27 protein-coding genes, 1 other RNA gene and 1 pseudogene are annotated in these 26,185 nt (G+C 68.2%); 7 read left to right on the forward strand and 22 right to left on the reverse strand.

Annotated features, from left to right (window positions below; translation table 11 throughout):
• Window positions 1-4 precede the first annotated feature (4 nt).
• The 13 genes and pseudogenes from ACPP3B_RS04260 to ACPP3B_RS04320 all read right to left on the reverse strand — a co-directional run bounded on the left by ACPP3B_RS04260 (window position 5) and on the right by ACPP3B_RS04320 (window position 11,589).
• Window positions 5-1,693, reverse strand: a complete 1,689-nt coding sequence (locus tag ACPP3B_RS04260; protein WP_424859828.1) for an STAS domain-containing protein — start codon at window positions 1,691-1,693, stop codon at window positions 5-7.
• Window positions 1,694-1,740: 47 nt separating this feature from the next.
• Complete coding sequence (dksA, locus tag ACPP3B_RS04265) at window positions 1,741-2,592, reverse strand: RNA polymerase-binding protein DksA (RefSeq protein ID WP_424859829.1); 852 nt, start codon at window positions 2,590-2,592, stop codon at window positions 1,741-1,743.
• A 21-nt stretch (window positions 2,593-2,613) separates the two neighbouring features.
• Window positions 2,614-3,684, reverse strand: a complete 1,071-nt coding sequence (locus ACPP3B_RS04270; RefSeq protein WP_424859830.1) for a CobW family GTP-binding protein — start codon at window positions 3,682-3,684, stop codon at window positions 2,614-2,616.
• Window positions 3,685-3,705: 21 nt separating this feature from the next.
• Window positions 3,706-4,890, reverse strand: a complete 1,185-nt coding sequence (locus ACPP3B_RS04275) for a class I SAM-dependent rRNA methyltransferase (RefSeq protein ID WP_299020725.1) — start codon at window positions 4,888-4,890, stop codon at window positions 3,706-3,708.
• A 45-nt stretch (window positions 4,891-4,935) separates the two neighbouring features.
• On the reverse strand, window positions 4,936-6,159 hold the full coding sequence (locus tag ACPP3B_RS04280; protein ID WP_299020731.1) for an RNA-guided endonuclease InsQ/TnpB family protein: 1,224 nt from the start codon (window positions 6,157-6,159) through the stop codon (window positions 4,936-4,938).
• Entirely contained in the window at window positions 6,153-6,782 is a 630-nt protein-coding gene (locus ACPP3B_RS04285; protein WP_299020734.1) for an IS607 family transposase, read from the reverse strand. The genes ACPP3B_RS04280 and ACPP3B_RS04285 overlap by 7 nt, the downstream gene beginning before the upstream one ends.
• A 2-nt stretch (window positions 6,783-6,784) precedes the next feature.
• Window positions 6,785-7,282 (reverse strand): hypothetical protein, encoded by a 498-nt coding sequence (locus ACPP3B_RS04290; protein WP_299020737.1) that lies wholly within the window; start codon window positions 7,280-7,282, stop codon window positions 6,785-6,787.
• Window positions 7,283-7,469: 187 nt separating this feature from the next.
• A pseudogene (locus tag ACPP3B_RS04295) lies at window positions 7,470-7,670 on the reverse strand (helix-turn-helix domain-containing protein); the annotation flags it as partial.
• Window positions 7,671-7,761: 91 nt separating this feature from the next.
• Window positions 7,762-8,190, reverse strand: coding sequence for a DsrE family protein (locus ACPP3B_RS04300; RefSeq protein ID WP_299022451.1), 429 nt, complete (start codon window positions 8,188-8,190; stop codon window positions 7,762-7,764).
• 73 nt (window positions 8,191-8,263) lie between these two features.
• Window positions 8,264-9,289, reverse strand: coding sequence for a tyrosine recombinase XerC (locus ACPP3B_RS04305; protein ID WP_299022453.1), 1,026 nt, complete (start codon window positions 9,287-9,289; stop codon window positions 8,264-8,266).
• Window positions 9,273-10,040, reverse strand: coding sequence for a DUF484 family protein (locus ACPP3B_RS04310; RefSeq protein WP_424859831.1), 768 nt, complete (start codon window positions 10,038-10,040; stop codon window positions 9,273-9,275). The genes ACPP3B_RS04305 and ACPP3B_RS04310 overlap by 17 nt, the downstream gene beginning before the upstream one ends.
• Window positions 10,040-10,918, reverse strand: a complete 879-nt coding sequence (gene dapF, locus ACPP3B_RS04315) for a diaminopimelate epimerase (RefSeq protein WP_299022457.1) — start codon at window positions 10,916-10,918, stop codon at window positions 10,040-10,042. Before dapF ends, ACPP3B_RS04310 begins: the two co-directional genes overlap by 1 nt.
• Window positions 10,918-11,589, reverse strand: coding sequence for an OmpA family protein (locus ACPP3B_RS04320; RefSeq protein WP_409934446.1), 672 nt, complete (start codon window positions 11,587-11,589; stop codon window positions 10,918-10,920). The genes dapF and ACPP3B_RS04320 overlap by 1 nt, the downstream gene beginning before the upstream one ends.
• 118 nt (window positions 11,590-11,707) lie before the next feature.
• On the opposite strand from ACPP3B_RS04320, the gene ACPP3B_RS04325 reads away from it, so the two are divergent.
• Window positions 11,708-13,387, forward strand: a complete 1,680-nt coding sequence (locus tag ACPP3B_RS04325) for an MBL fold metallo-hydrolase (protein WP_424859832.1) — start codon at window positions 11,708-11,710, stop codon at window positions 13,385-13,387.
• Here the strand turns inward: ACPP3B_RS04325 and rnpB are convergent.
• Window positions 13,382-13,719: RNase P RNA component class A (gene rnpB / locus ACPP3B_RS04330), an RNA gene on the reverse strand. The genes ACPP3B_RS04325 and rnpB overlap by 6 nt on opposite strands.
• 87 nt (window positions 13,720-13,806) lie before the next feature.
• Between rnpB and ACPP3B_RS04335 the strand changes: the two genes are divergently transcribed.
• Window positions 13,807-15,669 carry an NAD(P)/FAD-dependent oxidoreductase gene (locus ACPP3B_RS04335; protein ID WP_424859833.1) on the forward strand — a complete coding sequence of 621 codons (1,863 nt, stop codon included), beginning with the start codon at window positions 13,807-13,809 and terminating at the stop codon, window positions 15,667-15,669.
• Window positions 15,670-15,732: 63 nt separating this feature from the next.
• Here ACPP3B_RS04335 and htpX read toward each other — a convergent pair whose 3' ends face one another.
• The 3 genes from htpX to pyrC all read right to left on the reverse strand — a co-directional run bounded on the left by htpX (window position 15,733) and on the right by pyrC (window position 18,648).
• The gene (gene htpX / locus ACPP3B_RS04340; RefSeq protein ID WP_299022506.1) at window positions 15,733-16,602 is read right to left on the reverse strand and encodes a protease HtpX; all 870 of its coding nucleotides are present in this window, start codon (window positions 16,600-16,602) and stop codon (window positions 15,733-15,735) included.
• A gap of 70 nt (window positions 16,603-16,672) precedes the next feature.
• A complete protein-coding gene (locus ACPP3B_RS04345; protein WP_424859834.1) occupies window positions 16,673-17,563 on the reverse strand; it encodes an endonuclease/exonuclease/phosphatase family protein in 891 nt (296 codons plus the stop codon).
• Window positions 17,564-17,601: 38 nt separating this feature from the next.
• Window positions 17,602-18,648, reverse strand: a complete 1,047-nt coding sequence (gene pyrC, locus ACPP3B_RS04350) for a dihydroorotase (protein ID WP_424859835.1) — start codon at window positions 18,646-18,648, stop codon at window positions 17,602-17,604.
• 86 nt (window positions 18,649-18,734) lie between these two features.
• On the opposite strand from pyrC, the gene ACPP3B_RS04355 reads away from it, so the two are divergent.
• From ACPP3B_RS04355 to ACPP3B_RS04375, 5 genes are read left to right on the forward strand one after another with little or no spacing between them, the layout of a single operon-like run.
• Entirely contained in the window at window positions 18,735-19,247 is a 513-nt protein-coding gene (locus tag ACPP3B_RS04355; RefSeq protein ID WP_424859836.1) for a YeeE/YedE thiosulfate transporter family protein, read from the forward strand.
• 3 nt (window positions 19,248-19,250) lie between these two features.
• Window positions 19,251-19,907: a DUF6691 family protein gene (locus ACPP3B_RS04360; RefSeq protein ID WP_424859837.1), complete on the forward strand. Its 657-nt coding sequence runs from the start codon at window positions 19,251-19,253 to the stop codon at window positions 19,905-19,907.
• A gap of 33 nt (window positions 19,908-19,940) precedes the next feature.
• Window positions 19,941-20,186 carry a hypothetical protein gene (locus ACPP3B_RS04365; protein ID WP_299018678.1) on the forward strand — a complete coding sequence of 82 codons (246 nt, stop codon included), beginning with the start codon at window positions 19,941-19,943 and terminating at the stop codon, window positions 20,184-20,186.
• A 29-nt stretch (window positions 20,187-20,215) separates the two neighbouring features.
• Window positions 20,216-20,845: a DUF6969 family protein gene (locus ACPP3B_RS04370; protein WP_424859838.1), complete on the forward strand. Its 630-nt coding sequence runs from the start codon at window positions 20,216-20,218 to the stop codon at window positions 20,843-20,845.
• A gap of 34 nt (window positions 20,846-20,879) precedes the next feature.
• Window positions 20,880-21,869, forward strand: coding sequence for a sulfurtransferase (locus ACPP3B_RS04375; protein WP_299018674.1), 990 nt, complete (start codon window positions 20,880-20,882; stop codon window positions 21,867-21,869).
• Between the two features lie 76 nt (window positions 21,870-21,945).
• Here ACPP3B_RS04375 and ACPP3B_RS04380 read toward each other — a convergent pair whose 3' ends face one another.
• The 5 genes from ACPP3B_RS04380 to ACPP3B_RS04400 form a co-directional block, all read right to left on the reverse strand.
• Complete coding sequence (locus tag ACPP3B_RS04380; protein WP_299018682.1) at window positions 21,946-22,683, reverse strand: amino acid ABC transporter ATP-binding protein; 738 nt, start codon at window positions 22,681-22,683, stop codon at window positions 21,946-21,948.
• A gap of 54 nt (window positions 22,684-22,737) precedes the next feature.
• Window positions 22,738-23,409: an amino acid ABC transporter permease gene (locus tag ACPP3B_RS04385; RefSeq protein ID WP_424859839.1), complete on the reverse strand. Its 672-nt coding sequence runs from the start codon at window positions 23,407-23,409 to the stop codon at window positions 22,738-22,740.
• A 1-nt stretch (window position 23,410) separates the two neighbouring features.
• Complete coding sequence (locus ACPP3B_RS04390; protein ID WP_299018671.1) at window positions 23,411-24,166, reverse strand: amino acid ABC transporter permease; 756 nt, start codon at window positions 24,164-24,166, stop codon at window positions 23,411-23,413.
• Window positions 24,167-24,252: 86 nt separating this feature from the next.
• On the reverse strand, window positions 24,253-25,155 hold the full coding sequence (locus tag ACPP3B_RS04395) for an amino acid ABC transporter substrate-binding protein (RefSeq protein WP_299018669.1): 903 nt from the start codon (window positions 25,153-25,155) through the stop codon (window positions 24,253-24,255).
• A gap of 91 nt (window positions 25,156-25,246) precedes the next feature.
• Window positions 25,247-26,164, reverse strand: coding sequence for a LysR substrate-binding domain-containing protein (locus ACPP3B_RS04400; RefSeq protein ID WP_424859840.1), 918 nt, complete (start codon window positions 26,162-26,164; stop codon window positions 25,247-25,249).
• Between the last annotated feature and the right edge of the window lie 21 nt (window positions 26,165-26,185).

Here is a 26,185-nt window from a genome sequence, read left to right on the forward strand (position 1 = left end):
CCCGCTATTGTCGCAGGCGCACGGTGGCCAACTCGTCGATGCCGACCACATGGAAGAGCACCGCCAACAGCGGGCTCACGCCGTCGAACTCGACCCACACGCCGCGCCCGCGTGCCGCCAACAGCCACTGCAGCAAGGCCCCCGCGGCCGCGAAATCGACCCGCTGCAGCCGCCGGGCATCGAGGACGAGCCGCCGTTGCACGTCGGCGTCTCGAAGCGCCGCATCCCACGCGGCCAGCACCGCGGCGATGTCGCCGAGCAGCACCCCCTCCAACCGCAACACGGGCGCGGCCTCGGGGCCGTGCGTGGGCACCGACCAACCCGATGCCTGCACCGTGGGTACAGCGGGAAACTCGGACTCGGCCGCCGGCAGTGCCGACGTGGCGAGCTCGGGCCACGCAGCGACCTCGTCCAGTGACGCCGCGGGCTGGGCCGGCGCCAATGGCGCGGGCGCTGGCGGCAGCTCGGGCCAGGCGTCCGTGGCCTCGACCCGCGCCACCGGCTCCCGCCAGGTGGGGGGTAGCTCGCCGTAGGTCACACACCAGTCGAGCGCGACCAGATCGAATTCGTCGCGCCGCCCCATCAGGTGCAGGGCCGCCAGCCGCAGGCGCCACCACACGGGGTGATTCTCGCGCCGCCCGGACGGCGTGCTGGCCTTCAAGCGTCGCCGCAGCACGGCGCAGCCGCGCCAACGCATGACGAGTGGCCGCTGGGCCCACTGGGCCAACACCGTCGCCAGCCGTTCGGCAGCCTCGATATCGGCCGACAGCAGATCCGTCCAGTCCAGCCACACCACGCCGTCGGCGTCGTCCACCCGCTGCGCCATCGCTTCGACGGCGGCCGCATCGAGCAGGGGCGGGCAAACCCACGCCACCGGCGCCCCCGTCGGCTCGGCCGGCATGGAGGCGGGCGTCGCCGCTGCCGCGGGCGGCAGCACCACAGGCCAGCGCGGCACCGGCTGCCCGAAACGATCCGCCCACTCTGCGGCCCATTCGTCGAACCCCTCGACGTCGCCCGCCGCCCACAACAGATCGAGCAGCATGCGCCCCGCCACGCGGGCCAGCGGCGAACGCACTTCTTGCGCCTGCAGGGCCTCCAGTGCGCGCCGCGCCTCGTCCAACCGGCCGTTGGCGAATCGCACCGCCGCCTCGGTCAACACCGGATGCGCGAGCCACGTTTCCAGCGCCGCCTCCGGGGGGGTGGTCTCGTGCGCCACCAAGTCGATGCTCATGCGAGGAGCCCCGGCACGCGCCTGCAAATGGCCACTGACGATCGGTCCCGCTCGGGCGTCTCCCGGCGCGCCGATGCGCAGACCCGGCGCGTCCGTGGCGCGGGGCATCCAGTGCTGCGCCATCTGGGCCTCGATGCGCGCGATTTGCTCGATGGTGCGGGATTTGTCCGGCCCAGAGCGGTGCCAGCCACTGCGGGCGTGGCTACTGCTGGACGGCGAAGCCACCGGCTCGGACGCAGTGCCTGCCGCCGGCCGCACCCTCATCAGCTCGCGCAGCTCATCGAGTTCCTGGTGGCGCACGCGATCGTTGCGCCGTTTGCGCAAAATGGCCGCCTTGAGGGCGCGCCGCTCCTCGTCCAGCCCGGCAACACCGCCATCGCGGCGCGCGCCCGGGCGCCACCAGCGCTGCCACAGCTGCCGCCACCAGCCAGCACTGGTGGGCGTCGTGGGCTGGTCAGGCATGGGGTGCACCCTCGCAAAAACGCCGGGCTCGCCAGCCCGTTGGCGCGTCAGTCGCCAAACAGCTTTTGCTTGAGTTCCCGTCGCTGCTGGGCCTCGATCGACAGGCTCGCCGTCGGCCGCGCCAGCAGCCGTCCGACCCCGATGGGCTCGCCGGTCTCTTCGCAATAACCGTAGTCGCCACTGTCGATACGCGCCAGCGCCTGCTCGATCTTTTTGAGCAGCTTGCGTTCGCGGTCGCGCGTGCGCAGCTCGAGCGCGTGCTCTTCCTCGATGGTGGCGCGGTCGGCCGGGTCGGGCACCACCACCGTGTCTTCACGCAGGTGCTCGGTGGTCTCGCCGGCATTGCTGAGGATGTCGGCCTTGAGCGCGAGCAGCTTGCGGCGGAAATACGCCAGCTGCACATCGTTCATGTACTCGCTGTCGGGCATGGCCAGGATGTCGGCGTCGGTCAGCTGCTCGACGGGCAGCTTTTTCCAGTTATCGGCCCGGGCGGGATCTTTGCGCAGGGCGGAGGCGGTCGTCGGGGCAACGGTGGTCGTCATGGCAGGTTCGGGGGCATAGCTGGCCTTGGCCGCGCGCGGGTCGTGCGTGGGCGCCACCGCTTCGGTGGTCTGCGCATGCATGGCGGCCTTCTCGGCGCGGCGCGAGGCCGCCACCGACGGTTTGCGCGCCGCGCGCGGCTTGGCCTCACCACCGCCCCCGTCGGACGGGGCGGCCGAGGCGGCATCGGAGGACGGGACCTCGCTCGATGGCGAACGGTTCTTCACGGCGCATCTCCTCTGGTCTGAACGGGTGCGGACGCTGAGCGGCGACACCCTGGCGGCCTCCCCGCCGCCTGGGCACACCCGACCGAATGGGCGCCGATTGTAAGCGCAGTCGGGGCTGCGCTGGCCCCGCATGTGGCAGCAGGCCGACGCGCGTCACGCCAGCGATTGTTCCAACCCCTGCACCAGGATGTCGCGCGGCAGGTCGATGCCGATGAACACCATCTTGCTCTCGCGCGTCTCGCCCGGCTTCCACACCGGCCCGAGGTCGCTGCCCATCAGTTGGTGCACGCCCTGAAAGATGACCTTGCGGTCGGTGCCCTGCATGTACAACACCCCTTTGTAGCGCAGCAGCTTCGGCCCCCAGACCTGCACCACCGCACCCAGGAAGTCCTCCAGCTTGTACGGATCGAACGGACGCTGGCTGCGCCAGACGAAGCTCTGGACATCGTCGTCGTGGTGATGGTGCTTGCCGTGGCCATGGCCATGCCCGTGCTCGTGCGCGCAATGGCCGTGCTCATGGTCGCAGTGGCGGTGGTCGTCGTGCTCGTGGTCGTGCGCGTGCCCGTCGGCCTGCAGAAAGTCCGGGTCGATCTCGAGCTTGGCGTTGAGGTTGAAGCCGCGCAAATCGAGTACCTTGGACAGCGGCACCTGGCCGAAGTGCACCGGCTCGATGGGCGCGCGCGGGTTCATGTGCTTGAGGCGATGGATGAGCGCATCGAGCGCCTCGGGCGTTACCAGATCGGCCTTGCTGATGAAAATCTGGTCCGCAAAGCCCACCTGGCGGCGCGCCTCCTGCCGCTCGTCGAGCTGCTGCGGGGCGTGCTTGGCGTCCACCAAGGTCACGATCGCGTCGAGCAGGTAGCTCTCGGCGATCTCGTCGTCCATGAAAAACGTCTGCGCCACCGGCCCCGGATCGGCCAGCCCGGTGGTCTCGATGATCACGCGATCGAACGCCAGCAGGCCCTTGCGCCGCTTGGCCGCCAGCAGCGACAGCGTGCTGCGCAGGTCTTCGCGGATGGTGCAGCACACGCAGCCATTGCTCATCTGCACGATTTGTTCCTCGGTGTCGGCCACCAGGATCTCGTTGTCGATGTTTTCGGCGCCGAACTCGTTTTCGATCACGGCGATGCGCTGGCCGTGCGCCTCGGTGAGCACGCGCTTGAGCAGCGTGGTCTTGCCCGAGCCCAGAAAACCGGTGAGGATGGTTGCAGGAATGAGTGCCATGGGATCAGTGTAGAGCAGGTGTCAAGGCCGGCGCCACAGCACCAGCCCCTTGAGGTACTCGCCCTCGGGAAAGGCGAGCCCGGTCGGATGGTCGGGGGCACCGCCGTGCCGCGCCACGATGGTGGCGTCCACCCCCGCCTCGTGCGCGGCGCTGGCGATGATTTTCTGAAACAACTCGACCCCCACCGCGCCCGAACACGAATACGTCAGCAGCAAACCACCCGGGCGCAGTAGCTTGAAGCCCAGCCGATTGACGTCTTTATATGCCCGCGCGGCGCGCTCCAGGTGCGTCGCCGACGGCGCGAGCTTGGGCGGATCGAGCACGATCAGGTCGAACTGCCGCCCCTCGGTCGCGAAGGCGCGCAGACTCGCGTTGACATCGGCGTCCAAAAAGGTACAGCGTGCCGCCTCGAAGCCGTTGAGCGCCACGTTGCGTTGCGCGCGCGCCAGTGCCGGGGCGGAGGAGTCGATCGACGTCACGTGGCGCGCCCCACCGGCGAGTGCCGCCACCGTGAACCCCCCGGTGTAGCAATAACAGTTGAGCACCTCCGCCACCCCAAAGCGGCGCGTCAGGTGCGCGCAATCGCGCCGGCTGTCGCGCTGGTCCAAGTAGTAGCCCGTCTTGTGTCCCTCGGCCACGTCCAGACTCAGGCGCCAGCCGTTTTCTTGGATCACGCACTCGGTGGGGCCGGTACCCCGCAGCCAGCCCGTCACCGGCGGCAGCCCTTCGCGCTGGCGCACGCTGGCGTCGGAACGCTCGTACAGTCGCGTCAGGCCCGTCACCCGCAACAGCGCGTCGGCGATCGCGGCCTTGTGCCGCTCGGCGCCGCTGCTGCCAAACTGCGCGACCAGCGTCTCGCCGTAGCGATCCACGACCAAGCCCGGCAGCCCATCGGACTCGCCGTGCACCAGCCGCACGCCGTCGCTGTCGATGGCCAGCCGCGAGCGCAGCTCGACCGCAGCGCGCAGACGCCGCTCGAAAAACGCGCCGTCGATGCGCTCGGCCTCGTCGAAGCTCCAGACGCGCACGCGGATCTTGGAGCGCGGCGCATACGCGCCCCAGGCCAGAAAGCGCCCGTCGGCGCTCTCCACCCGCACGGTCTCGCCGGCATCCGCCTGACCGCGCTCGATCGCGCCATCGAACACCCACGGGTGGTGGCGCAGTAGCGAGCGCTCCTTGCCCGCTTTCAGTCGAATCGTCTTCATGGGGATGGATTGTCCCACCGTTCCATCAGACTTACTCATTCCTGCTCACGCAGGAACGAAGCTGACTTCCTGCTTCACAGAGGCTGGTTTCGTCTTGAGCTTGCGCCCAAGGCCAGAGCCTGCCTCTCCACAGGCTTGACATCCGGCGGAACTCGCCGTAGGGCCGCTTAGGGCGGCCAGGCCATACGCCAGGAGATTCCTGGCGGCATTCACATCGCGATCATGGATGATTCCACAGTCCGGGCACGTCCATTCACGCACCGACAGCGGCAAATCATCGAGCCTGTGCCCGCACGCCGAGCACGTCTTGCTGCTCGCAAAGAAGCGATCTGCCACCACCACCTGCCCGCCGCGCATCGCGGCCTTGTATTGCAGTTGCCGCCGGAACTCGAAGAATCCCATGTCCATGATGGAGCGGGCCAGATGGCGGTTCTTTGCCATGCCGCGCACGTTCAGATCCTCGATGCCGATGGTGTGAAACCGGCGCGTGAGGTCTGTCGTGAGCTTGTGCAGCGCGTCCGCGCGGATGTTGACGATCCTGGCATGCAGCTTTGCCAGTCTGGCTCTGGCCTTCTTGCGGTTGGCCGAGCCTTTTTGCTTGCGACTCAGGCTGCGCGAGAGCCTTCGCAATCGGTCCAGCAGCGCCTTGTGGGGCTTCGGGCTGGGAAACATCTCTCCCGTCGAGAGCGCGGCGAGTGCCGACACACCCAGATCGACGCCTACCGCGCCTTGGTTCTCGGCTTTGGGCAGGTGCGACGTGTCGGATGTGTCCACGGTGATGCTGGCAAACCAGCGGTCGGCCACACGGGAGATGGTGGCCGACATGAGCTTGCCAGCGAAACGCAACGGCTCGCGCATGCGCACCCATCCCAGACTGGGGATGCGGATGCGACAGCCGTCGATGCTGAACTGGTCGTTGGTGAGCGTGAAGCGGTCATGCACGCCCTTCTTGCGAAACTGCGGATAGCGGGCACGGCCTGCAAAGAAGTTCTGGAACGCCTGCCCCAACTGGATGATTGCCATCTGCGGAGCGCACTTGGTCACCTCCAGCATCCAAGGGAACTGCTCACGCTTGATGGCGTTGAGCTGTCGACGCAAGGACTGCTGCGATGGCTTGGGCAGGCTAGGGTTGGCTTTCCATACCTCGTACTGGCGCTTCCACTCGACTAGTGCCCAGTTGTAGGCAAAGCGCGCAACACCGCACGCACGGGCAAAGTAGGTCGCCTGTGCGTTGTTCGGATCGAGCGCGATGCGGTGGGCAATCAGCATTGCGCAGCCTCCACGGCAGCCCGCACGCCTTCGATGAGCTTCTGGTTCTTGCGGGAGCGGCTGCCATAGAGCCGGGCACTGAAGACGGTGATGATCTCCAGCACGTCTTTTGCCAAGTCTTCCTCGAACGTCGTGTCCTCGCCCTGGTTGAGGATCACGACTTCGACGTTCTTCGCCTCGCAGATGGCAAACACCAGTTCCGCGCCCAAGCGCAGCAGCCGGTCTTTGTGCGTGATGACCAAGCGCCCGACCTGCCCGTCGATGATTGCATCGAGCAGGCGCTTGAGGCCCTTCTTGTGATAGTTCATGCCGGAACCCAGGTCGGCAATGACCTCGAACGTCCAGCCTTGGCGGGCGCAGTAGCGTTCGAGCACCTGCTTTTGCCGCTCTAGGTCGTCTTTCTGGTCGTGGCTGGAGACCCGTGCGTAGGCGATGGTGCGCCGCGCCGTTTCCGCTGCGCGGAATTGCTCTGGCCGAAGCCGCGCAAGGTCGTAGCGACGCCGGCCACCCGGCGTGCGTTCATCGGGCAAAAGCCGACCTTCGCGCTCCCAGCGGCGCAGAGTCTGCGGCGACACGCCCACGAACTCGGCGGCCTCTTGAATGCTGACCATCTTGCGAGACATGATCAAAATATACACTTCTGCGCAATAACAGTCAACTTTTTATATGAGTCCAGTACCTTTGGCACTCGGGTTGATGTTGCAAGAAGAAGGATAGCGGTGAACGCTGGCCGAGGGTGTGGTGCGGACGCTGAAGCGTTGTAGAAGACGAGCCAGTCGGCGAGCTTGCGGTTGAAGAGGGCGAGGTCGGTAAAGAGCAACTCCTCGTGGTCGTCCACGAAGGACTCCTGGATCGTGCGATGGAAGCGCTCGGCGTGGGCGGGCGTCCGGGCGTTTTGGGGTAGGTGTACCAGCGCTTGACGCCGCGCTCCTTCAAGGAGCTGGGCGAAGTCGGCTTCGAACTCGCTGCCGTTGTCGGACAGCACCGTCGTGGGGCTCTGGGGCAGCAGGGACAGGCCCCGTTCGAGGGCGCGGGCGGTGTACCGGGCGTGCTTGGAGGGTAGCCCCACGGCAAAAGCAAAGTGTGAAACTGGATCGATGAAGGTGACGATGTAGCGGGGCATGCCGCAAGCGACTGCGCTCGCGGGTAGAGCAGGCCAGCACCTCCAGGGCTTGGGCTTTGACCTTGGTGGGGTGGAGGGTGCGTAGCCGCCGGATTTCGCTCACCAGGCGCGGGTCGGTCTTGGGCACCCTGCGCTTTCGTGGAGCGCAGGATTGTGCGGCCAGGGCAGCCGGGTTGCCGCCTTGGGCTTTGAGGGCGGCTTTCCAGCGGTAGAGGGTGCGGCGCGAGACACCGAAGGCGTCACGGGTCGCGGCCAGTCCGTGCTTGTCGAAGAAACGAAGAATTTCAAGGCGTCTGTGGGCATCTTTGGGTGTCATGTCCCAAAGATGCCCCAGAGCCGCTACCCGGTAAAACCCCCGGATGCGGTACCCACCGCGGTGGATTTGCATGGCACTCCTCTTGGTTCACAGGAGTGCCAAAGGTTTCTGAGCTTATGCATGCACTTTTATCTAAGCTGTTCGCCCCGCCCACCGCCCCCGCTCAGGGACGCAGATACACGAAGCCCTCGCGTGCCTGTAACTTCGCCACCTCGGCCACGCCTGAGGGCACGATCTTCGCCTCCGGCAGCAGCTTGGCCGCGTCGATCTTGCGCGCCACCAGCGTGTTGTTGCAGACGCGGAACTCGACCCCCTTGTTGGCCAAGTCCGCCACCGCACCGGCAAACGGCTGGTCTTGCTGGTTGGTTGCCCCCTCGAGCAGAAAGTCGATCCCCAAGCCGTGCGTGACGACGACGATCTTGGCCGAGGGATCGGCCGCGAGGTGGTTGCGGATATTGCCAATCGCCCGCGAAGCTTGCGGGATGCCTTCGCTCAGGTGGTACACGACCTTGATCGGCTCGGCCGCGCGGGCGGCTGACGCCAGGGTCAGCGAAACGACGAATACGGTCAACCAACGCCACAACCACGTCATGATCTATGCATCCAACGATCGACTGGGCGCACCCCCAGCCAGCGCGACGATTGTGGCGCAAAATACCAACCGGCTACACCCCGGGGTTTCCCGAACCATCACCCCTGGCAGGGGTTTCGGCGCATCCCCGCTCGGTGGGGGCCGGCGCCGTTCGGCGCGCGCGCGGATGCGCCGCTTCGTAGATGCGGCTCAGGTGCTGGAAGTCCAGCCGGGTGTAGACCTGCGTGCTGGCGATGCTGGCGTGCCCGAGCAGCTCCTGTACCCCGCGCAGGTCGCCGCTGGACTGCAGCACGTGGCTGGCAAAGCTGTGGCGCAACACGTGCGGGTGCACGTGCACACCCACGCCCGTCTGGGCACTCCAAGCCGCCAAACGGCGGCGCGCCACTTGCGGCGTCAAGCGCTCGCCACGCGCGCCCAGAAAGACCGCCCCAGGGTCGGTGCCACGCACCCACGTCGGGCGCACCCGCAGCCACGCCGTCAACGCCGCCACGGCCGGTGGGCCCATCGGCACGCTGCGCCGCTTGCCGCCTTTGCCCACGACATGCACCTCGCCCGCGGCCAGGTCGATCCAGCCGCCACCGTCGCGCCCGGGCTGCAGATCGAGCCCGAGCAGCTCGCCGATGCGCAGGCCGCAGCCGTACAGCAGTTCGACCATGGCGTGGTCGCGCTGCGCCTCGGCCTGCGCCTGCGGCGACGCGGTGGGCGCGGGCGGCGGCGCGCCCTGCACCAGTTGCAGGGCCGCCTCCACGGGCAACGCCTTGGGCAAAGGACGCGCCGCCTTGGGCGCGCGCACGCCCTGCAAGGGATGCTGCGCGATGCCTCCCTGCCGGCCGAGCCAGTCGTAAAAACCGCGCCAGCTCGACAGCACGAGCGCAATGCCGCGTGGCGCGCGCCCCGCCGCGTGCAGCTGCGCCACCCAGCGCCGCACATGCGAGGCGCGCACGGCGCCCAGCGTCAACCCTTGCGCGTGGGCGCGATGGCACAAGTCCTGCAGGTGGCGTTCGTACAGGGCCACGGTGCGCGCGGCCAAGCGTTTTTCGACCCGCACATGGGTCAGGTATGCCGCCACCCGCGCGGCGTCGTCAGCGACTGCATCCATCGGCCCCATCTCCCGGGGGCAACAGGCGGCCCAGGGCGACTGCGGCCAGCTCGCCGATGCGCGCCAGAAAGTCGGTGCCGGCACTGGCCTGGAAGCGCCGTGCATCGGGCGAACCCAAGACCAGTAGCCCAAAGGCGGGCTGCTGTACCGCGCGGCGCAGCGGCAGCAACGCCACCGAGGCCACCGCCGCCGGATCGGGCAGCCACTGCACCGCCTCCACACCCGGATTGGCCCCGCAGTAGGGTTGCGGCAGTGACGAGGCGAACGCGCGGGCGTCGTCACTGACGCCCTGGGCAAACGGGGCATTCGTCCACGGCACATCGACGCCCCAAACCTTGAGCGCCACCATGGGCACGTCGAACTCGCGCTGCAAGCCCTCGATCACCGCCGCCGGCAACGCGTCGGGCGCGTCGACCGCGAGCAACCCACACGTCCAACGGTGCAGCCGCTGCAGCAGCGCGGTGTTGTCCTGTCCGTGGCGGATCATCTCGGCCGTGCGCAGCTCGAGCTGCCGCAGCCGCTCACGCAGGATCTCGACTTGGCGCTCCAACAGGCTGACGGCCCTGCCCGCGTGCGGGCTGGTCAGCTGCACCGAGGCCAGCACATCCGCATGCCGCTCGAAAAAATCGGGGCTGTTGACCAGAAACTGGACGATATCGTCTTCGGTGATCGGTTGCAGCGGGGCGGTGGGATTCAAGGGCGTCTCCTGCGGTCGCCGCGCCAAGGCGGCTTGACGCGGATTGTCGCGCATCAGCAGCTATCCGGCACATCCACCACGCCGCTGAATACCGGCTCGGCCGGACCGGTCATGCGCACCGTGCTGTGCAGCCCCTGGTGCGCCGGCCACTCGATGGTCAAGCGCCCCCCCGGCAAATCGACGTCCACGCGCTCGTCGAACCACCCCAGACGAATACCCGCCACCACCGCGGCACAGGCCCCCGTGCCGCAGGCCAGCGTTTCGCCGGCGCCACGCTCGTACACGCGCAGCCGGGCGCGCCCGCGATCGAGCACCTGCACGAAACCCGCGTTGACCCGGCGCGGGAAGCGCGGATGCGACTCGATCCACGGCCCCCACTGCGCCACCGGGGCCTTGTCCACGTCGTCGACACGCAGCACGGCATGGGGGTTGCCCATCGACAACACGGCCAGCCAACACTCGGGGCCGCCGTCCGGTGGGGTCAGCGGCCAGCGGCACCAGTCCCCTTCGGCCCGTGGCACGAGCCCTGCGGTGTCGAACGGCACGCGCGCCGGCTCGAACACGGGCGCGCCCATGTCCACTGTCACGCGCCCGTCGTCTTGACGCAACAGCGTCAGCACCCCGGCGCGGGTCTGCACCCGCACCGACCGGGCCTGCGTCAGCCCGGCATCGTGCACATAGCGCGCAAAGCAGCGCGCGCCGTTGCCGCAGTTTTCCACCTCACCGCCGTCGGCGTTGTGGATCACGTATTCGAAATCCACGCCCGCGTGCGGCGCGGGCCGCACGCGCAGGATCTGGTCGGCACCGACCCCGAAATGCCGGTCGGCCAGCCAGCGGATCTGCGCTTCATTCAGGGGATAGCGCGTGCGCGTCTCGTCAAGCACGATGAAATCGTTGCCCGCCCCCTGCATCTTGGTAAACGGCACCCGCATCAACTCGCCTGCTCCGCGACGAAGATCTCCACCCGGCGGTTGCGCGCGCGGCCTTCGGCGGTGTCGTTGCTGGCCACTGGCTCGCGCGAGCCACGCCCATCGATGGCGATGCGCTGGATCGCCACCCCGCGCGTGACCAGGTAGTCGCGCACGGCTGCCGCGCGATTGATCGACAGCGGGTTGTTGATGGCGTCGCTGCCCGTGCTGTCGGTGTGGCCGACGATGGTCACGCGCGCCGCCGGGTTGCGCTTGAGGCCCTCGGCAAAAGTGTCGAGCACGGAGCGGAAGTTGGGCTTGATGTCAGCACGGCCGACGTCGAACGAAATGTCGCTCGGGATCTCGAGCTTGAGCCGGTTGTCCGCCGTCTGCGTCACGGCCACGCCGGTGCCCGCGGTGGCGGCTTCCATCTCGCGCTTTTGCTGCTCCATGCGGCTGGACCAGACGTAGCCGCCCAGCGCCCCGGCCCCGGCCCCGATCGCCGCCCCGCGCACCGCGCCCTTGCTGCCGTCGGTCACCGCGCCCAGCACGGCCCCCGCCGCCGCGCCGATCATCGCGCCCTTAGCGGTGCCGGACTTTTGCTCTTCCGACATATTGGCACAGCCCGCCAGCAGCACGGCACTGGCCGCGGCCATCGCCATCGATCCGCGCATGAATGTCCGTCGAATCGTCATCACCGTCTCCTTGTCTTGCGCGCCCCAAGGCGCGATTCATTACCATTGTGCGCCAGCTTCGCGCGCAAGGCCACCCTGCCCGCGGCTTTGTTACCAACGGTCACACTCGACACCCACCATGGTCCGACCGCATCTGCGCCTGCGTCCGCCCGCACCGCCCGCCGAGCCGCGGCCGGCCTCCACTTTGCTGTTGGTGCGCGATGGCCCGCAGGGGCTGGAAATACTGATGACCCGGCGCTCGGCGCGCGCCCGCTTCGCGCCAGGGGCCTACGTCTTCCCCGGCGGGGCGATCGACGAGGCGGACCGGGCGGCCATCGACGACCCCGCCCTGGCCTGGCGGCGCGACCAGGAGGCGGCCGTGCGCCCCGCATTGCTGGCCGCCGTGCGCGAGACCTTCGAGGAACTGGGCATCTTGCTGGCACGAGACGCCCACGGTCGGTGGGCATCCCCCGACACGCTCGCGCGCCTGCAACGGCACCAGCCGCTGCTACCCCAATGCCACAACCGCGGGCTGACGCTGGCGCTGGACGAGCTGTGGTGGCTCGCGCACTGGATCACGGACCGCGACCTGCCGATTCGCTTCGACGTGCCGTTTTTCGTCGCCCCCATGCCGCCGGGCCAAACACCGCTGGCCGATGACCACGAGCAATTCGAGCCCGTCTGGATCACACCCCAGGCGGCGCTGCAGCGGCACGCGGCGGGCGACTTCCCGCTGGTCTATCCCACGGTGCGCACGCTGCAATACCTGCAGCGGCACGCCGACAGCGCCGCCTTGCTCGAGGCTTGCGCGGCGCACGGCGGCCCGCAGTGGGTCAGTTGTCCGCGCGCCGGCTGGTGGCAGGGGCGCGAGGCGCGCTTCATGGAACACGAACCCCCGTTTGGCGAGCTGGAGCTGACCTGCCCCGATGGCCAGCTCGAACACCACCTGGACTGGCGCCACGACGCCCCCGTCGCCCTGCTGCGGCACGTGCAACGCCTGACCGCCCCCAACCCGGGCACCATGACCGGCCCGGGCACCAACAGCTACCTGGTCGGCGAGCCCGAGACCGGCCACCTCGTCATCGACCCGGGGCCCCACGATGAGGCCCACCTGCAACGCCTGTTCGACGCCGCCGGGGGCGACATCCGCGCCATCGTCTGCACCCACTCGCACCCTGATCACGCACCGGGCGCCTACCCGCTGCAGGCGCTGTGCACCGCCGCTGGCCGGCCTACGCCAGCGGTGCTCGGGTTGCCCAGCGCCCCGACCACGCGCCCCGACAGCCGTTTCCAGCCCGAACGTGCCCTGGCCGACGGCGAAACGCTCGTGCTGCACGCTCCGGATGGCAGCCACCGACACACCCTGCGCGTGCTGCACACCCCCGGCCATGCAGCGAATCACCTGTGCCTGGTACTGGAAGAAGACGGCCTGCTGTTCAGCGGCGACCACATCCTCAACGGCAGCACCACCGTCATCGACCCACCCGATGGCAACATGGATGCCTACCTGGCGTCGCTGCAGCGCCTGCGCGCCGCCTGCGACACCTTCCGCATCCGCTACATTCTGCCCGCCCACGGGTACGTGCTGGGCGACGCAGCGCGCGCCATCGAGCGGCTGCACGCCCACCGCCTGCAACGCGAGGCCAAGATCGCGCGCGTCCTGGCGCAATACCCCGACGGGGATCTGGACACGTGGGTGCGGTACGCCTACGATGACGTGCCCGAGTCGCTGTGGCCGGTGGCCCGGCGCTCGCTGCTGGCGCACGTACAGCGGCTGCGGGGCCTCGCCGCGCGCCCCGGAAACCCTGAAAATGGGTGAAGCCTGCCGATACGCCGGATTCTGTGCGCCGGGGTTGCCCCCGGCGTGACCGTCATTCCTCTGGGCCGCCGGTCACCCGGTCGGCTCGGTGCCACCTACCCGCCAGCACGGCCCGCGGGCCACGGGCAGGGGTTGCCCCCAGGCTGGCCTACTTGGTGTTGCTGCGCGTAGAGATTGCCGCGTTTCACCCCGGTCTGAACCGGCTCGTCTCTGTGGCTCTGATCCGCACCTCGCGGTGGAGAGGCGTTACCTCCTACGCTGCCCTTTGCAGTCCGGACGTTCCTCCAGCGCACCCTTGCGGGCCTTGCGCCAGCGACGGTCTGGCAGACTTCACACCGCTATTATCCCGCAACGCCGGGCTGGCTGCACGCGTATCATCGGCACCGCTGCCCGATGACCACGGGCCCCGAGGACCCGACATGATCCGTATCGCCGAACTGAAACTCCCGCTGGAGGCGCTGCCGGTCGAAGTGCGCCGGGCCGCCGATGCGCCCGCCGAGACCGACGCCGACCGTGCGCCGCCGCCCCACCCGCTGGATGCCCTGCGCGCGCTGGCGGCGCAGACGCTGGGCATCGCGCCCGGCGCCATTGCGGCGCTGCAGGTGCACAAGCGCAGCTTCGACGCACGCGGCGCCGCCCTGCGCGCGGTCTACATCGTCGACGTGGCGCTGGCCGACCCCGCCCAGGAAGCGACGCTGCTGCAGCGCCTGGCGCGCCACCCGCACGTACAGCCCACGCCGGACATGGCGTGGCACCCGCCGGCCCGTGCCGCGCAAGACTGGGTACCGTCAGCGGGCGAGCGGCCGGTGGTGGTGGGGTTTGGCCCGTGCGGCATCTTCGCCGCGCTGACGCTGGCCGAGATGGGGTTGCGCCCGCTCGTGCTCGAGCGTGGCCGCCCAGTGCGCCGGCGCACCCAGGACACCTGGGGTCTGTGGCGGCGTGGCGTGCTCGACCCGGCGTCGAACGTGCAATTCGGCGAAGGCGGTGCGGGACTGTTCTCCGACGGCAAGCTCTACAGCCAGATCAAAGACCCCCGCCACCTGGGCCGGCGTGTCATGCGCGCCTTCGTCGACGCCGGTGCCCCGCCGGAAATCCTCTACGACGCCCATCCCCACATCGGGACCTTCAAGCTCGTCAAAGTGGTCGAGGCGTTGCGCGCACGCATCGTGGCGTTGGGGGGCGAGGTGCGTTTCGAGCAGCAGGTGACGGACTTCGTCGTGGAACGCGACAGCGATGGCCGTCTGCACCTGCAAGGGTTGCGCGTGCGCGATCTGGCGCACGGTAGCGAGATCACGCTACCCGCGCAGCGCGTGCTGCTGGCGCTGGGCCACAGCGCGCGCGACACCTTCGAGCAGCTGCACCTGCACGGCGTCTTTCTGGAGGCCAAGCCGTTTTCGATCGGGGTGCGCATCGAGCACCCGCAATCCCTCATCGACCGCGCGCGCTGGGGACGACACGCCGGGCACCCGCTGCTGGGCGCAGCGGCGTACAAGCTGGTCCACCACGCCGCCAACGGCCGCGCGGTCTACAGCTTTTGCATGTGTCCAGGCGGCACGGTCGTGGCCGCCACCAGCGAGCCCGAACGCGTCGTCACCAACGGCATGAGCCAATATTCACGCGCCGAGCGCAACGCCAACGCCGGGTTGGTCGTGGGCATCGGGCCCGCCGACTACCCGCAGGGTGACCGCGACGCCTGGCACGCCGCGTTCGGCGCCGAACGCGGCGATCGCTACGCCGCGCAAGCCCGGGACTGCGTCAGCCGCGGCGTCACCCATCCGCTGGCGGGCATCGTGCTGCAGCGCCAACTCGAGCGCGCCGCCTACCATGCGGGCGGGGGTGGCTATCGGGCCCCGGGCCAGCAAGTCGGCGACTTTTTGGTCGGGCGCCCCTCCAGCGGCTGGGGCGACGTGCTGCCCTCGTACCGGCCCGGCGTCACCCCGGGCGATTTGGCGACGGTACTGCCCGCCTACGCGGTGGCCGCCATGCGCGAGGCGCTGCCGGCGTTTGGCCGCCAGATCCGGGGCTACGACCGCCCCGACGCCGTCCTGACCGGGGTCGAGACGCGCACCTCGTCGCCGCTGCGCATCACGCGCGGGGCCGACTACCAGAGCCTCAACACCCGCGGGCTGTACCCCGCAGGCGAAGGCGCCGGCTACGCCGGTGGCATTCTGTCGGCCGCGGTCGATGGCATCCGCGTGGCCGAGGCACTGGGCTGCGACTTGCTCGGCGTGCCTGCCCCGCCACCCGACCGCACCGTCCACGCCGGCGTCGCCTACGGTTGACGGTGCACCAAACGAAAGGGCGCCCATCTCTGGGCGCCCAACGTCGGGTCGGCCTGCTGCCGCTCACAACGCCTGCAGGGCGGCGATGCGCTCCTCGATCGGCGGGTGGGTGGCGAACAGCTTGCCGAGGCTGCCGGTAATGCCCAGTGCCTGCATCCCCTGCGGCAACGCACCGGGCTCCAAGCCACCCAAGCGCGCCAGTGCGTTGATCATGGGCTGCTTGCGCCCCATCAGCATGGCCGCCCCCGCGTCCGCGCGGAATTCACGCTGGCGGCTGAACCACGCCACGATGATGGCGGCCAGGAACCCCAGCACGACCTCCATCACGATGCTGGTGACCAGATAGCCGATCCCCGGGCCGGAGGACTCGCTGTCCCCGCGACGCAAGAAGCTGTCGACCACGTAGCCGATGACGCGGCTCAAGAACACCACGAACGTGTTCATCACGCCTTGGATCAGCGTCATGGTCACCATGTCGCCGTTGGCAATGTGCGCCACCTCGTGCGCCAGCACCGCTTCCACTTCCTCGCGCGTCATGTTGGCCAGCAGCCCGGTGGATACACCCACCAGCGCGTCGTTCTTGAACGCGCCCGTGGCAAACGCGTTGGGCTCACCCTCATAGATGCCGACCTCGGGCATGCCGATGCCGGCCTTGTCGGCGAGTTTGCGCACGGTGGCCAGCAGCCACGCCTCGTCCGCGTTGCGCGGCTGGTCGATGATGACCATGCCCGTGCTCCACTTGGCCATGGGCTTGCTGATGAGCAGCGAGATGAACGCGCCACCAAAGCCGATCACCAGCGAGAAGACGGCCAGCGCCGTCACATCCAGCCCGTTGGCGGTCAGGAACCGATCCACCCCGAGGATGCGGGTGGTGATCAACAGCACCGCCATGACGGCGAGGTTGGTCAGAACCAGCAGCAAAATGCGTTTCATGGGATCTCCAGTCAGCGTAACAGGGGTGGTGGTTGCGGTGCTATCGAGATGGGGCCACGGCGACCCGTTTTCAACCGTGGGCGTGGCCTGCGATTCCGTCGGCGCCCCGAAGTTCCACCAGCAACGGCTGATGATCTGACCACAGGGTAGCAGAATCGATCTGCACGCGCATGACGCGCGCGCGCAGGCCGGCGCTGACGAACGCGTAGTCGCACGTCACCGGATGGACACCATCCTCGTGCACGCGAAAAGTGGGCGGCTGCGCGGTCTCAGGCCGACACAGCCGCCAGGCGTCCCACCACAGGGGCTGGCCAACGGGACTGACAGCGCCCGTCAGCACGCCATACGCCGGATCGTCCGGGGCCGCGTTGAAGTCGCCCATCAGCACCGCATCCGCCGCGTGCGGGCGCGTCTGGAAAGGGGTATCCGCGCGCTCCTCGCCCAGGATGGGGGGATGGGCCGCCAGCTCGGCGGCCTCCTGCTGCCAGGCCAGCAGGGCGCGCGCCTGCGCCGTGCGCTGACGCAGGCTGTAATACGCCAGGTGGGTGCTGCCCACACGCAGCGGCCCCCAGGGGGCTTGCACCGTCAGCGCCGCCAGTACGCGCGGCATCGAGGGCACGCACGGGTCGGCCGGGTACGGCAGCGCCACATGCTGCACGCGCCAAACGGGCAGGCGGGTGGCGATCAAGTTGCCAAAGCGCTGACGCTGCGCCAACCCGGGGCGCCATTCGTCCAGCGCCGGGGCGTAAAACACCTCATACCCCGGCAGCGCCGCCCGCACCTGCGCCAACTGGTCGGCGCCGTCGTGGCCCACCAGACCCGGGTATCCCTGCGCCACCTCCTGCAGGGCGATCACATCGGGCTGCTGCCCCCACGCCAGCACGTGCGCGAGCACGCGGGCCACGTCCACGCGGCCATCCATGCCGCAAAACCACTGCACGTTCCAGCTCAACAGTCGCATCGGCGCCTCCTTGTGCCCGTGGCGCGGGCGGCCCCCGCTCAGGCCGCGGGCACGACGCGCCAAGCGAGCGTCTCGCCCGCGCGCAGGGGCTTGACCACGGCGTCCCCCAACGGGTAGCCCTGCGGCACGACCCACGGCTCACGCCGCAGCGTGAGCGTGCCGCGGTTGCGCGGCAGGCCGTAGAAATCCGGCCCGTACCAGCTCGCAAAACCCTCCAGCTTATCCAAGGCCCCCGCGGCCTCGAACGCCTGCGCATACAGCTCCAGGGCGGCGGGCGCGGTGTAGCAGCCCGCGCAACCCACCGCGTGCTCCTTCAGGTGCGCCGCGTGCGGGGCGCTGTCGGTGCCCAGAAAGAAGCGCGGCGAGCCACTGGTGGCTGCCGCCACCAGCGCCTGGCGGTGTATCTCGCGCTTGAGCACGGGCAAACAGTAATAGTGGGGCCGAATGCCCCCCGTGAACAAGGCGTTGCGGTTGTAGAGCAGGTGATGCGCGGTGATCGTGGCGGCCAGATTCGGCCCGCCGTCGGCCACGTACTGTGCCGCCTCGCGTGTGGTGATGTGCTCCAGCACGATCTTGAGGCCTGGAAAATCGCGTCGCAACGGCTCGAGCACACGCTCGATGAACACCGCCTCGCGGTCGAAGATGTCGATCTCGCCATCCGTGACCTCGCCGTGGATGAGCAGCAGCAGCCCCTCGCGCTGCATCGCCTCCAGCGTGCGGTAGGTCTTGCGGATGTCCGTCACGCCCGCGTCACTGTGGGTGGTGGCGCCAGCCGGGTACAGCTTGCAGGCCACCACGCCGGCTTCGCGCGCGCGCGCGATCTCGTCCGGCGGCAGATGGTCGGTCAGGTACAGCGTCATGAGCGGCTCGAACGACACCCCTGGTGGCACGGCGGCGAGGATGCGCTCGCGATACGCCCGCGCCTGCGCCGCCGTGGTCACCGGCGGCTTGAGGTTGGGCATGACGATGGCACGCCCGAACTGCGCGGCCGTGTGCGGCACGGTCGTGGCCAGCGCCGCACCGTCACGCAGGTGCACATGCCAGTCGTCGGGTCGGGTGAGGGTCAGAGAGTCGCGGGTCGTCATGGAAGGGTATTGTCGCACCGCCCCTTGTCTTTCCCCAAACCCGCCCCTATACTCAACCCGGTATTGTTCATATCCGGAAACAGACGATGCAGACCACCACCTCTCCCAAACCTTTTTGGAATCCGTGGCTGGCCGGCGTGGCGCTCGGCATCACGTTGCTGGCCACGTTCATCCTCACCGGGCACGGACTGGGCGCCACCGGCTTTACCACCCGGCTGAGCGCCTGGCTGGGCCTGCAGGTCGCGCCCGAGGCCATACAGGCCAACCCCTACCTGGGCGCCATGGCGCGCCCCGACATCCTCGACGGCTGGATCACCTGGCAGGTGCTGGGGGTGTTCGCCGGGGCGCTGCTCGGGGCCTTCATGGCCGGGCGGCTGCGCGTGCAATTCGACGGCGCCCAGCGCGTCGGCACCGGCAAGCGGGTGGCGACCGCGCTCATCGGGGGGCTGTTGGCCGGTTTCGGGGCGCGCGTGGCAGCGGGCTGCACCAGCGGCCTGGGCCTGTCGGGCGCCGCCACGCTGTCCATCGCGGCGTTCGTCTTTCTCGGCGCCTTTTTCGTCACCGGGCTCATCGTCAGCCGCTGGGTCAAAGGAGTCTGAACCATGTTTCCCATGACCGAAACCGTCTGGTCCGCCCTGCTGGTCGGCGTGGCCTTTGGCTATATCCTGGAGAACGCCGGTTTTGGCAGCCCGTGCAAATTGACGGGGCAGTTCACGTTGCGCGACTGGTCCGTGCTCAAGGTGATGTTCACCGCCATCGTGGTCGCAGCCGCCGGACTGCAGGGGCTGGCCGCGCTCGGTGTGCTCGACATCGACGCCGTCTTCGTGCCGACGTCACTGATGGTGGCCTCGGCCGTGGGCGGCGTGCTGGTGGGGGCTGGCTTTGCCATCGGTGGCTACTGCCCCGGCACCTCGGTCGTGGGGGTGGCCTCGGGTCGGTTGGACGCCTTGGTTTTCTTCGTCGGCCTGATCGTGGGCACGTTTGCCTTCGCCGGCCTGTACGGGCCCACCATCGAGGCCCTCATGGCCATGGGCGAAGTCGAATCGGCCGACACGCTGCACGACGCGTGGGGCATCTCACCGTGGTGGATCATCGTGGCCATGGGCGCCGCCTTGGTCGGCGTGTACTACCTGGGCCGCTGGTTCGAAGCCCGCCACGGCGGCCCCATCTCGGCCGATGAAGCGGTCTGTGGCCAACCCAGCTGCACCCCGACGCAGGCCACCGATACCCCGCCAGGCGCGCGCTCGGCGCACGGCTGATCCCTTGACCGACACCATCACGGAGTGTGTTCGATGAAAACCAAAACGACGACCCTTGCCCAAACCCTGACCGCCTTGCTGGTCTCGACCAGTTTGGTTGCCCCCGCCGCGATGGCGCAGCCAGCGCCCAAAGCCGACGGCAAACCGGCCGCCAGCAGCGCCGGCAACCCCTGTGCACCGGGCAACCCCTGCGCGCCCGGCGAAAAGAAAAAGAAAAAGAAGCGCACCGAGGGGGACAACCCTTGCGCGCCGGCCAACCCGTGCGCGCCCAAGCGCTGACGCCACCCCTGCCCGCCCCTTGACAGTGCATGGACGCTGCTGCGTGGACCCCGTGGGCCGAAGTGGCGCTGCAAGTGCCGCTGGCCTACGCGCGCCGCGGCCAGACGCTGGCCCAGGCCGCGCTGGCCGGGGCCAAGCGCTTCGTGGAGCTGCGCCACTACCCGGCGCGCGATGTGGTGGACACCCGACACGCCACGCGCGCCTACTACCACGCCCACGACGGTGCCACGCGCTGGGGGCCGGACCAGCCGCCCGAGCACGGGCACTTTCATTTGTTCTGGGACGGCCCGCAGCCCGACATGCACGTGCACCTGGTGGCGCTGGCGCTGGATACGCGCGGCCAGCCGTTGCACTGGTTCACCACCAACCGTTGGGTAACGGCGGGGCGCTGGGAGCCAGCGGCAGCGTTGATCGATCGCCTGCCCACGTTCGCCCTGCACACGCGCGGGCGGCTGGCCCCGCTGGCACGCTGGCTGACGGCGATGGTGCATTTGTTTAGCGACGACTTGGCTGCCCTGCTGCAGGCGCGCGATGCCGCGCTCGCCCCCTACACGCGGCACCAGCGCCTAGAAGCGGTGCTAGAAGACCGCCGCATCGACATCCTCAGCCACTGCAGCGCATCGCTACCCGCGCGCCTGCAGCGGCTGGGCCTGACCTGACCCTATGCAAACCCACGTTCGAGGAGGACAACCCATGAAAACCCTGAAACGACTCGCGACCGCCGTCGGCGCCGGGCTGCTGGCCGCCAGCGCCTGGGCGCAAGGCATCCTGCCCGGCCCGGTAGTCAGCACCCAGTGGCTGGCCGACCATCTGGACAAGGTGCAGGTGGTCGAGATCCGCAACGACCCCAAGAGCTTCACCCGTGAGCCCGAGTTCGAAACCACCAAGGACGGCAAGAAGGTCCTGGACGAGTTTGGCGGCCACATTCCCGACTCGCGCCTGTTCCTGGCCAAAGAGCTGCGCACCGAACGTGACATCGCCGGCAACAAGGTCAAGTACCTGCTGCCCGAAAAAGCTGCGTTCGAGCGCGTGGCGCAAGCGGCGGGCATCCTGGCCGACAAGCCGATCGTGGTCGTGCCCGAAGGGCAGAAAATCGCCGACTTCAACGACGCCGCGCGCCTGATCATCCTGCTCAAGGCTTACGCCGACACGCCGGTGGCCATGCTCGACGGGGGCATGGTCGCTTGGCTGCTAGAAGGGCGTCCTTGGAGCAAAGGCGCACCCACGACCATGGCTGGTACCTGGAAGGCCAGCGCCGACCGCTTTGCCCGTTATGTGGCCGACTCGCCCGACGTCGCCGCTGCCATGGAAAAGAAAGACGTGCAGCTGCTCGACGCCCGCGCGCCGTCGATGTACCTGGGTCTGTTCAAGCGCGACTACGTGTATGGGTACGGGCATATCCCGGCGGCGCGCAACGTACCGCTGGAGACGCTGTTCGTCACGCGCGGCGGCGTCATCCGGCTGCTGACGCCCGAGATCTACCGCGCCGTCTTCCAGGCGCAGGGGATCGATCCGTCCAAGCCCGTCATCACCTACTGCAACAGCGGCAACGACTCGTCGCTGCCGTGGTTCGTGCTGTCGGAAGTGCTGGGCAACCCCCAAGCGCGCAACTACGACGGCTCGCTGCACCAGTGGACGCTGGAAAAGCGCGCCATGACGGCACCCGTGCCCGCCGCCATGTGAGCGCCCCTGGCCACCCACAGCCCAAGGCCGCCCGCGGGCGGCCTTTTTCTTGGCCACCCGCGTCACGCCACAACCGTCAGTGCGACAGGATCTTGTTGAGGAAGTCTTTGGTGCGCGGCTGACGCGCCTCGGGGTTGCCGAAAAACTCCTCCTTCGGGCAATCTTCCAAAATCTTGCCGCCCACGTCCATGAAGATGACGCGGTGGCTGACCTTGCGCGCAAACCCCATCTCGTGCGTCACGCACATCATGGTCATGCCCTCTTGCGCCAGGCTCACCATCACGTCCAGTACCTCTCCCACCATCTCCGGATCCAGCGCCGAGGTAGGCTCGTCGAACAGCATCACGATCGGGTCCATCGACAGCGCGCGCGCAATCGCCACGCGCTGCTGCTGACCGCCCGAGAGTTGGCCCGGATACTTGTCCTTGTGCGCGAGCAACCCGACGCGCTCCAGGTACTTCAAGCCGTGCTTTTTCGCGTCCTCCGGCGAGCGGCCGAGCACCTTGATTTGCGCCAGCGTCAGGTTTTCGGTCACCGTCAGGTGCGGAAACAGCTCGAAATGCTGAAACACCATCCCCACCTGCGCGCGCAGCTTGGGCAGGTTGGTTTTCGGGTCGTGCACCGGCTGTCCGTTGACCCAGATTTCGCCCTTCTGGATGGGCTCGAGCGCGTTGATGGTCTTGATGAGCGTGGACTTGCCCGAGCCCGACGGGCCACAGACCACCACCACTTCACCCTTGTGGATCGTGGTGGAGCAGTCGCTGAGCACCTGCACCGGGCCGTACCATTTGGAGACGTTTTTCAGTTCGATCATCGGTCGTTCCATGACGACGTCCTTTTTTACGACGAAAGGGGGCAACAGCGCCGTTTAGCGGATGATGGCGATGCGCGCATGTAACCGCTTGACCAGCGCCGACAGGCTGTAGCAGATCACGAAGTACACGACGGCCGCCGCGAGATACGCCTCGATGGGGCGGCCGTAGTTCTTGCCCGCCACCTCGAAGCCCTTGAGCAAGTCATACGCCCCGATCGCATAGACCAGCGACGTGTCCTGAAACAGGATGATGGTCTGCGTCAGGAATACCGGCAGCATGTTGCGAAACGCCTGCGGCAAGATGACGTAGCGCATGTTCTGCCCGTAGGTCAGCCCAAGCGCCTGGCCGGCATAAACCTGGCCACGCGGAATGGACTGGATACCGGCACGCACGATCTCACTGAAATACGCCGCCTCGAACGCGATGAAGGTGATCACCGCCGACCACTCCGCCCCCAGCGGGCGACCGATGACCAGCGGTACCAGCAGGAAGAACCACAGGATCACCATCACCAGCGGGATGCTGCGCATGCCGTTGACGTACACCGTAGCCGGCCACGCCAGCCACGGACGGCCCGACAGCCGCATCAGCGCCAGCACCGTGCCAAACGCGACCCCGCCCAGCGTGGCCACCACCGTCAGCATCACGCTGAACTGCAGCCCCTTGAGCACGAAGCCGCTGAGCACGTCCCAGTTGTAGAAGGACCAGTCGAGGTTGTCGAGCATCTCAGTGCCCCCCCGCGCCGCCGGCGGCGATCAAACCGGGCACGCGCACGCGGCGCTCGATAGCCGCCATCACCCGGTTGATGGTGAAGGCCGACACGATGTACAGCCCCGTGACCGCGAGGTAAATCTCGATGCCGCGCGCGGTCTCCTCCTGCGCCTGCATCGCAAACATGGTCAGCTCGGCCACGGACACCGCAAACGCCACCGACGAGTTCTTGAAGATGTTCATCGTCTCGCTGGTCAGTGGCGGGATGATGATGCGAAACGCCATGGGAAGCAGCACGTAGCGGTAGGCTTGCGCCTGCGTCAGCCCGAGCGCCAGCGCCGCGGCCCGCTGCCCGCGCGGCAGCGACTGGATGCCGGACTTGACCTGCTCGGCAATGCGCGCCGAGGTGAACAGTCCCAGGGCCACCACGACCAGGACGAAACCGGGCACCCCCTTGAGCGCCGGCACCAGCGCCGGGATCACGTGATACCACAAAAAAATCTGCACCAGCAGCGGAATGTTGCGAAACAGCTCCACCCACGCATTGCCCAGGCGCACCAGCCACGGCGCGCCCGGCAGCGTGCGCAGCGTGCCGATCAGGCTGCCCGTGACCAGCGCCAACACCAGCGCCAACACAGACACCGACACCGTCCAGCCCCAGGCCGACAGCATCCATTCCAGGTAGGTGATGTCACCCCCCTGCCCGAAACAGCGCGGCTGCAGCTCGCGCGTGAGGGTGTCTTCGCAGAAGACTTGCCAATCCCATTGCATGCGGAAGGCTCCCAAGAAACCAAACAAAAGACCCCGGGGCACCGTGGGGTGCCCGGGGTTGCGTGTGCACCGCCTTCGTCAGGCCGTCACTTGGCCTGGTAGGCCTCCATCGGTCGGTCGTTGGGGTTGGCAATCGCCGCCTTGAGGGCGTCGCTCATGGGCATGTTCATGCGCACGCCGTTGGGCGGGGTGGGCTGCATGAACCATTTGTCGTAGATCTTGGCCAGCTCGCCCGACTTCATCATGGCGATGATGGAGTCATCGACCGCCTTCTTGAAGGCCGGATCGTCCTTGCGGAACATGATGGCGATCGGCTCGACGCTGAGCACCTCACCCACGATCTTGAAGTCAGACGGGTTCTTGGAGCGCGCGATCAGCCCTGCGAGCAAGGAGCCATCCATCACGAAGGCGTCAGCACGGCCCGACTCCAGCAGCAAGAAACTGTCGGCGTGATCCTTGCCGTAGACCTCCTTGAAGTCCACGCCACCGGCGCGCTCGTGGCGGCGCAGCGTCTGCACCGACGTGGTGCCAGTGGTGGTGGCCACGTTCTTGCCGTTGAGGTCTTTGATCGAGTTGATGCCCGAGTTGGCCTTGACCGCGATGCGCACCTCCTCGATGAAGGTGGTCACGGCAAACGCCACGTCGCGCTGGCGCGCCTGGTTGTTGGTCGTGGAGCCGCACTCGATGTCGACGGTGCCGTTTTGCACCAACGGAATGCGGTTTTGCGACGTGACCGGCTGGTATTTGATGTCGAGCTTGGCCAAGCCGAGCTGCTTTTGGATGTCGCCCAGCACGCGCTGGCATATTTCGACGTGGTAGCCCGTGTACTTGCCATCGCCCAGCGTGTACGAGAGCACGCCCGACGATTCGCGCACGCCCATGGTGACCGTGCCGGTAGACTTGATCTTGCCCAGGGTATCGTTGGCCTGCGCCAGGGCAGCGGTGGCCGCCAAGGCCGTCAGAGCCAGTGCCAGCAATGGTTTTTTCATGCGGCAGTCCTTTCAGAGTGGTGGTTGGTGACGCGAATCTTACAAGCATTCGCCATGCCAGCGGACGGGAAAAACCCTGCCGTCTCACCGGCTAGCTGCCGGCCAAGCGCCACACGTCGTCCCAGAACCGCTGCGCAGCCGCCTTGGGCCGCGCCCCGCGCGCCCGATACAGGCGGATGTCGAGCTCACCCTGCCAGCATCCGGTAGCAGGTGCCGCCGGCACCAGCCGGCCATCGGCCAGCGCCGGCTGCACCGCGCTGGTGGGCAAAAAGGCCAACCCATGGCCCTCGATGGCCATCGCCTTCAGACTCTCGGCCATGTCGGTTTCGTACACGCGGTCCAGGTGCGCGGGCTCACCCGCCTGGCGCAGCACCCAGTCCACGACCCGGCCCAGATACGCCCCCGGCGCATAGGCCAGGTAGGGCACCGGGGCGCGCGCCGTGCCCGGCAGGCGCATCAACGGCTGCCCATCGGGCCCGGGGCGGCTGAAGGGGGCCAGAACCTCGCGCCCCAGCGGCAGCATCTCGTAGCGGGTGCCGTCGAGCTCGATGGGCTGGGAGGCGTGGTGATAGGCCAGCAGCAGGTCGCAGCCGCCCTCGGTCAGGCGCAGCACCGCGTCATGCACGTTGAGCGCCACCAGCCGTGTCTTGATCGGCCCCAATACGGTGCGCAGCCGCGACAGCCAGCTGGGGAAAAAGGTGAACGCCAGCGTGTGCGGCACGGCGAATTCGATCGTGTCCTTGGCCACCGCGGTGTGCTGTCGCAGCAGCGCGCGCGTGGTGTGCAGCGTCTGCAGCAGCTCGATCGCCTGCGCGTACAGGGTTTGACCCGCCTCGGTCAGGCGCGTGGGGTAACAGGTGCGGTCCACCAGATCGACACCGGCCCAAGCCTCCAGCGACTGGATGCGGCGCGAAAACGCCGGCTGCGTGACGTGGCGCAACTGGGCCGAGCGGCTGAAGCTGCGCGTCTCGGCCAGACTGACGAAATCCTCCAACCATTTGGTTTCCATGGGGCATGCTCTCCAACGCGG

Origin of the sequence: Tepidimonas sp. HKU77 (genome assembly GCF_049728535.1) — a bacterium.
In the GTDB taxonomy this organism is placed as follows: Bacteria; Pseudomonadota; Gammaproteobacteria; order Burkholderiales; family Burkholderiaceae_C; genus Tepidimonas.

Excerpts from the sequence above, each read along its gene's own strand:
- dksA (WP_424859829.1), bottom strand. The coding sequence starts at position 2,592 with ATGCGGGGCCAGCGCAGCCCCGACTGCGCTTACAATCGGCGCCCATTC.
- ACPP3B_RS04310 (WP_424859831.1), bottom strand. The coding sequence starts at position 10,040 with ATGCGCGACAATCCGCGTCAAGCCGCCTTGGCGCGGCGACCGCAGGAG.
- ACPP3B_RS04375 (WP_299018674.1), top strand. The coding sequence starts at position 20,880 with ATGAAAACCCTGAAACGACTCGCGACCGCCGTCGGCGCCGGGCTGCTG.
- ACPP3B_RS04290 (WP_299020737.1), bottom strand. The coding sequence starts at position 7,282 with ATGCCCCGCTACATCGTCACCTTCATCGATCCAGTTTCACACTTTGCT.
- ACPP3B_RS04345 (WP_424859834.1), bottom strand. The coding sequence starts at position 17,563 with ATGCGACTGTTGAGCTGGAACGTGCAGTGGTTTTGCGGCATGGATGGC.
- ACPP3B_RS04320 (WP_409934446.1), bottom strand. The coding sequence starts at position 11,589 with ATGACGATTCGACGGACATTCATGCGCGGATCGATGGCGATGGCCGCG.
- ACPP3B_RS04390 (WP_299018671.1), bottom strand. The coding sequence starts at position 24,166 with ATGCAATGGGATTGGCAAGTCTTCTGCGAAGACACCCTCACGCGCGAG.
- ACPP3B_RS04385 (WP_424859839.1), bottom strand. The coding sequence starts at position 23,409 with ATGCTCGACAACCTCGACTGGTCCTTCTACAACTGGGACGTGCTCAGC.
- ACPP3B_RS04325 (WP_424859832.1), top strand. The coding sequence starts at position 11,708 with ATGGTCCGACCGCATCTGCGCCTGCGTCCGCCCGCACCGCCCGCCGAG.
- ACPP3B_RS04360 (WP_424859837.1), top strand. The coding sequence starts at position 19,251 with ATGTTTCCCATGACCGAAACCGTCTGGTCCGCCCTGCTGGTCGGCGTG.
- ACPP3B_RS04370 (WP_424859838.1), top strand. The coding sequence starts at position 20,216 with ATGGACGCTGCTGCGTGGACCCCGTGGGCCGAAGTGGCGCTGCAAGTG.
- ACPP3B_RS04285 (WP_299020734.1), bottom strand. The coding sequence starts at position 6,782 with ATGTCTCGCAAGATGGTCAGCATTCAAGAGGCCGCCGAGTTCGTGGGC.
- pyrC (WP_424859835.1), bottom strand. The coding sequence starts at position 18,648 with ATGACGACCCGCGACTCTCTGACCCTCACCCGACCCGACGACTGGCAT.
- ACPP3B_RS04275 (WP_299020725.1), bottom strand. The coding sequence starts at position 4,890 with ATGAAGACGATTCGACTGAAAGCGGGCAAGGAGCGCTCGCTACTGCGC.
- ACPP3B_RS04335 (WP_424859833.1), top strand. The coding sequence starts at position 13,807 with ATGATCCGTATCGCCGAACTGAAACTCCCGCTGGAGGCGCTGCCGGTC.
- ACPP3B_RS04400 (WP_424859840.1), bottom strand. The coding sequence starts at position 26,164 with ATGGAAACCAAATGGTTGGAGGATTTCGTCAGTCTGGCCGAGACGCGC.
- ACPP3B_RS04380 (WP_299018682.1), bottom strand. The coding sequence starts at position 22,683 with ATGATCGAACTGAAAAACGTCTCCAAATGGTACGGCCCGGTGCAGGTG.
- ACPP3B_RS04395 (WP_299018669.1), bottom strand. The coding sequence starts at position 25,155 with ATGAAAAAACCATTGCTGGCACTGGCTCTGACGGCCTTGGCGGCCACC.
- ACPP3B_RS04365 (WP_299018678.1), top strand. The coding sequence starts at position 19,941 with ATGAAAACCAAAACGACGACCCTTGCCCAAACCCTGACCGCCTTGCTG.
- htpX (WP_299022506.1), bottom strand. The coding sequence starts at position 16,602 with ATGAAACGCATTTTGCTGCTGGTTCTGACCAACCTCGCCGTCATGGCG.
- ACPP3B_RS04305 (WP_299022453.1), bottom strand. The coding sequence starts at position 9,289 with ATGGATGCAGTCGCTGACGACGCCGCGCGGGTGGCGGCATACCTGACC.
- ACPP3B_RS04270 (WP_424859830.1), bottom strand. The coding sequence starts at position 3,684 with ATGGCACTCATTCCTGCAACCATCCTCACCGGTTTTCTGGGCTCGGGC.
- ACPP3B_RS04300 (WP_299022451.1), bottom strand. The coding sequence starts at position 8,190 with ATGACGTGGTTGTGGCGTTGGTTGACCGTATTCGTCGTTTCGCTGACC.
- ACPP3B_RS04355 (WP_424859836.1), top strand. The coding sequence starts at position 18,735 with ATGCAGACCACCACCTCTCCCAAACCTTTTTGGAATCCGTGGCTGGCC.
- ACPP3B_RS04280 (WP_299020731.1), bottom strand. The coding sequence starts at position 6,159 with ATGCTGATTGCCCACCGCATCGCGCTCGATCCGAACAACGCACAGGCG.
- ACPP3B_RS04260 (WP_424859828.1), bottom strand. The coding sequence starts at position 1,693 with ATGCCTGACCAGCCCACGACGCCCACCAGTGCTGGCTGGTGGCGGCAG.
- dapF (WP_299022457.1), bottom strand. The coding sequence starts at position 10,918 with ATGCGGGTGCCGTTTACCAAGATGCAGGGGGCGGGCAACGATTTCATC.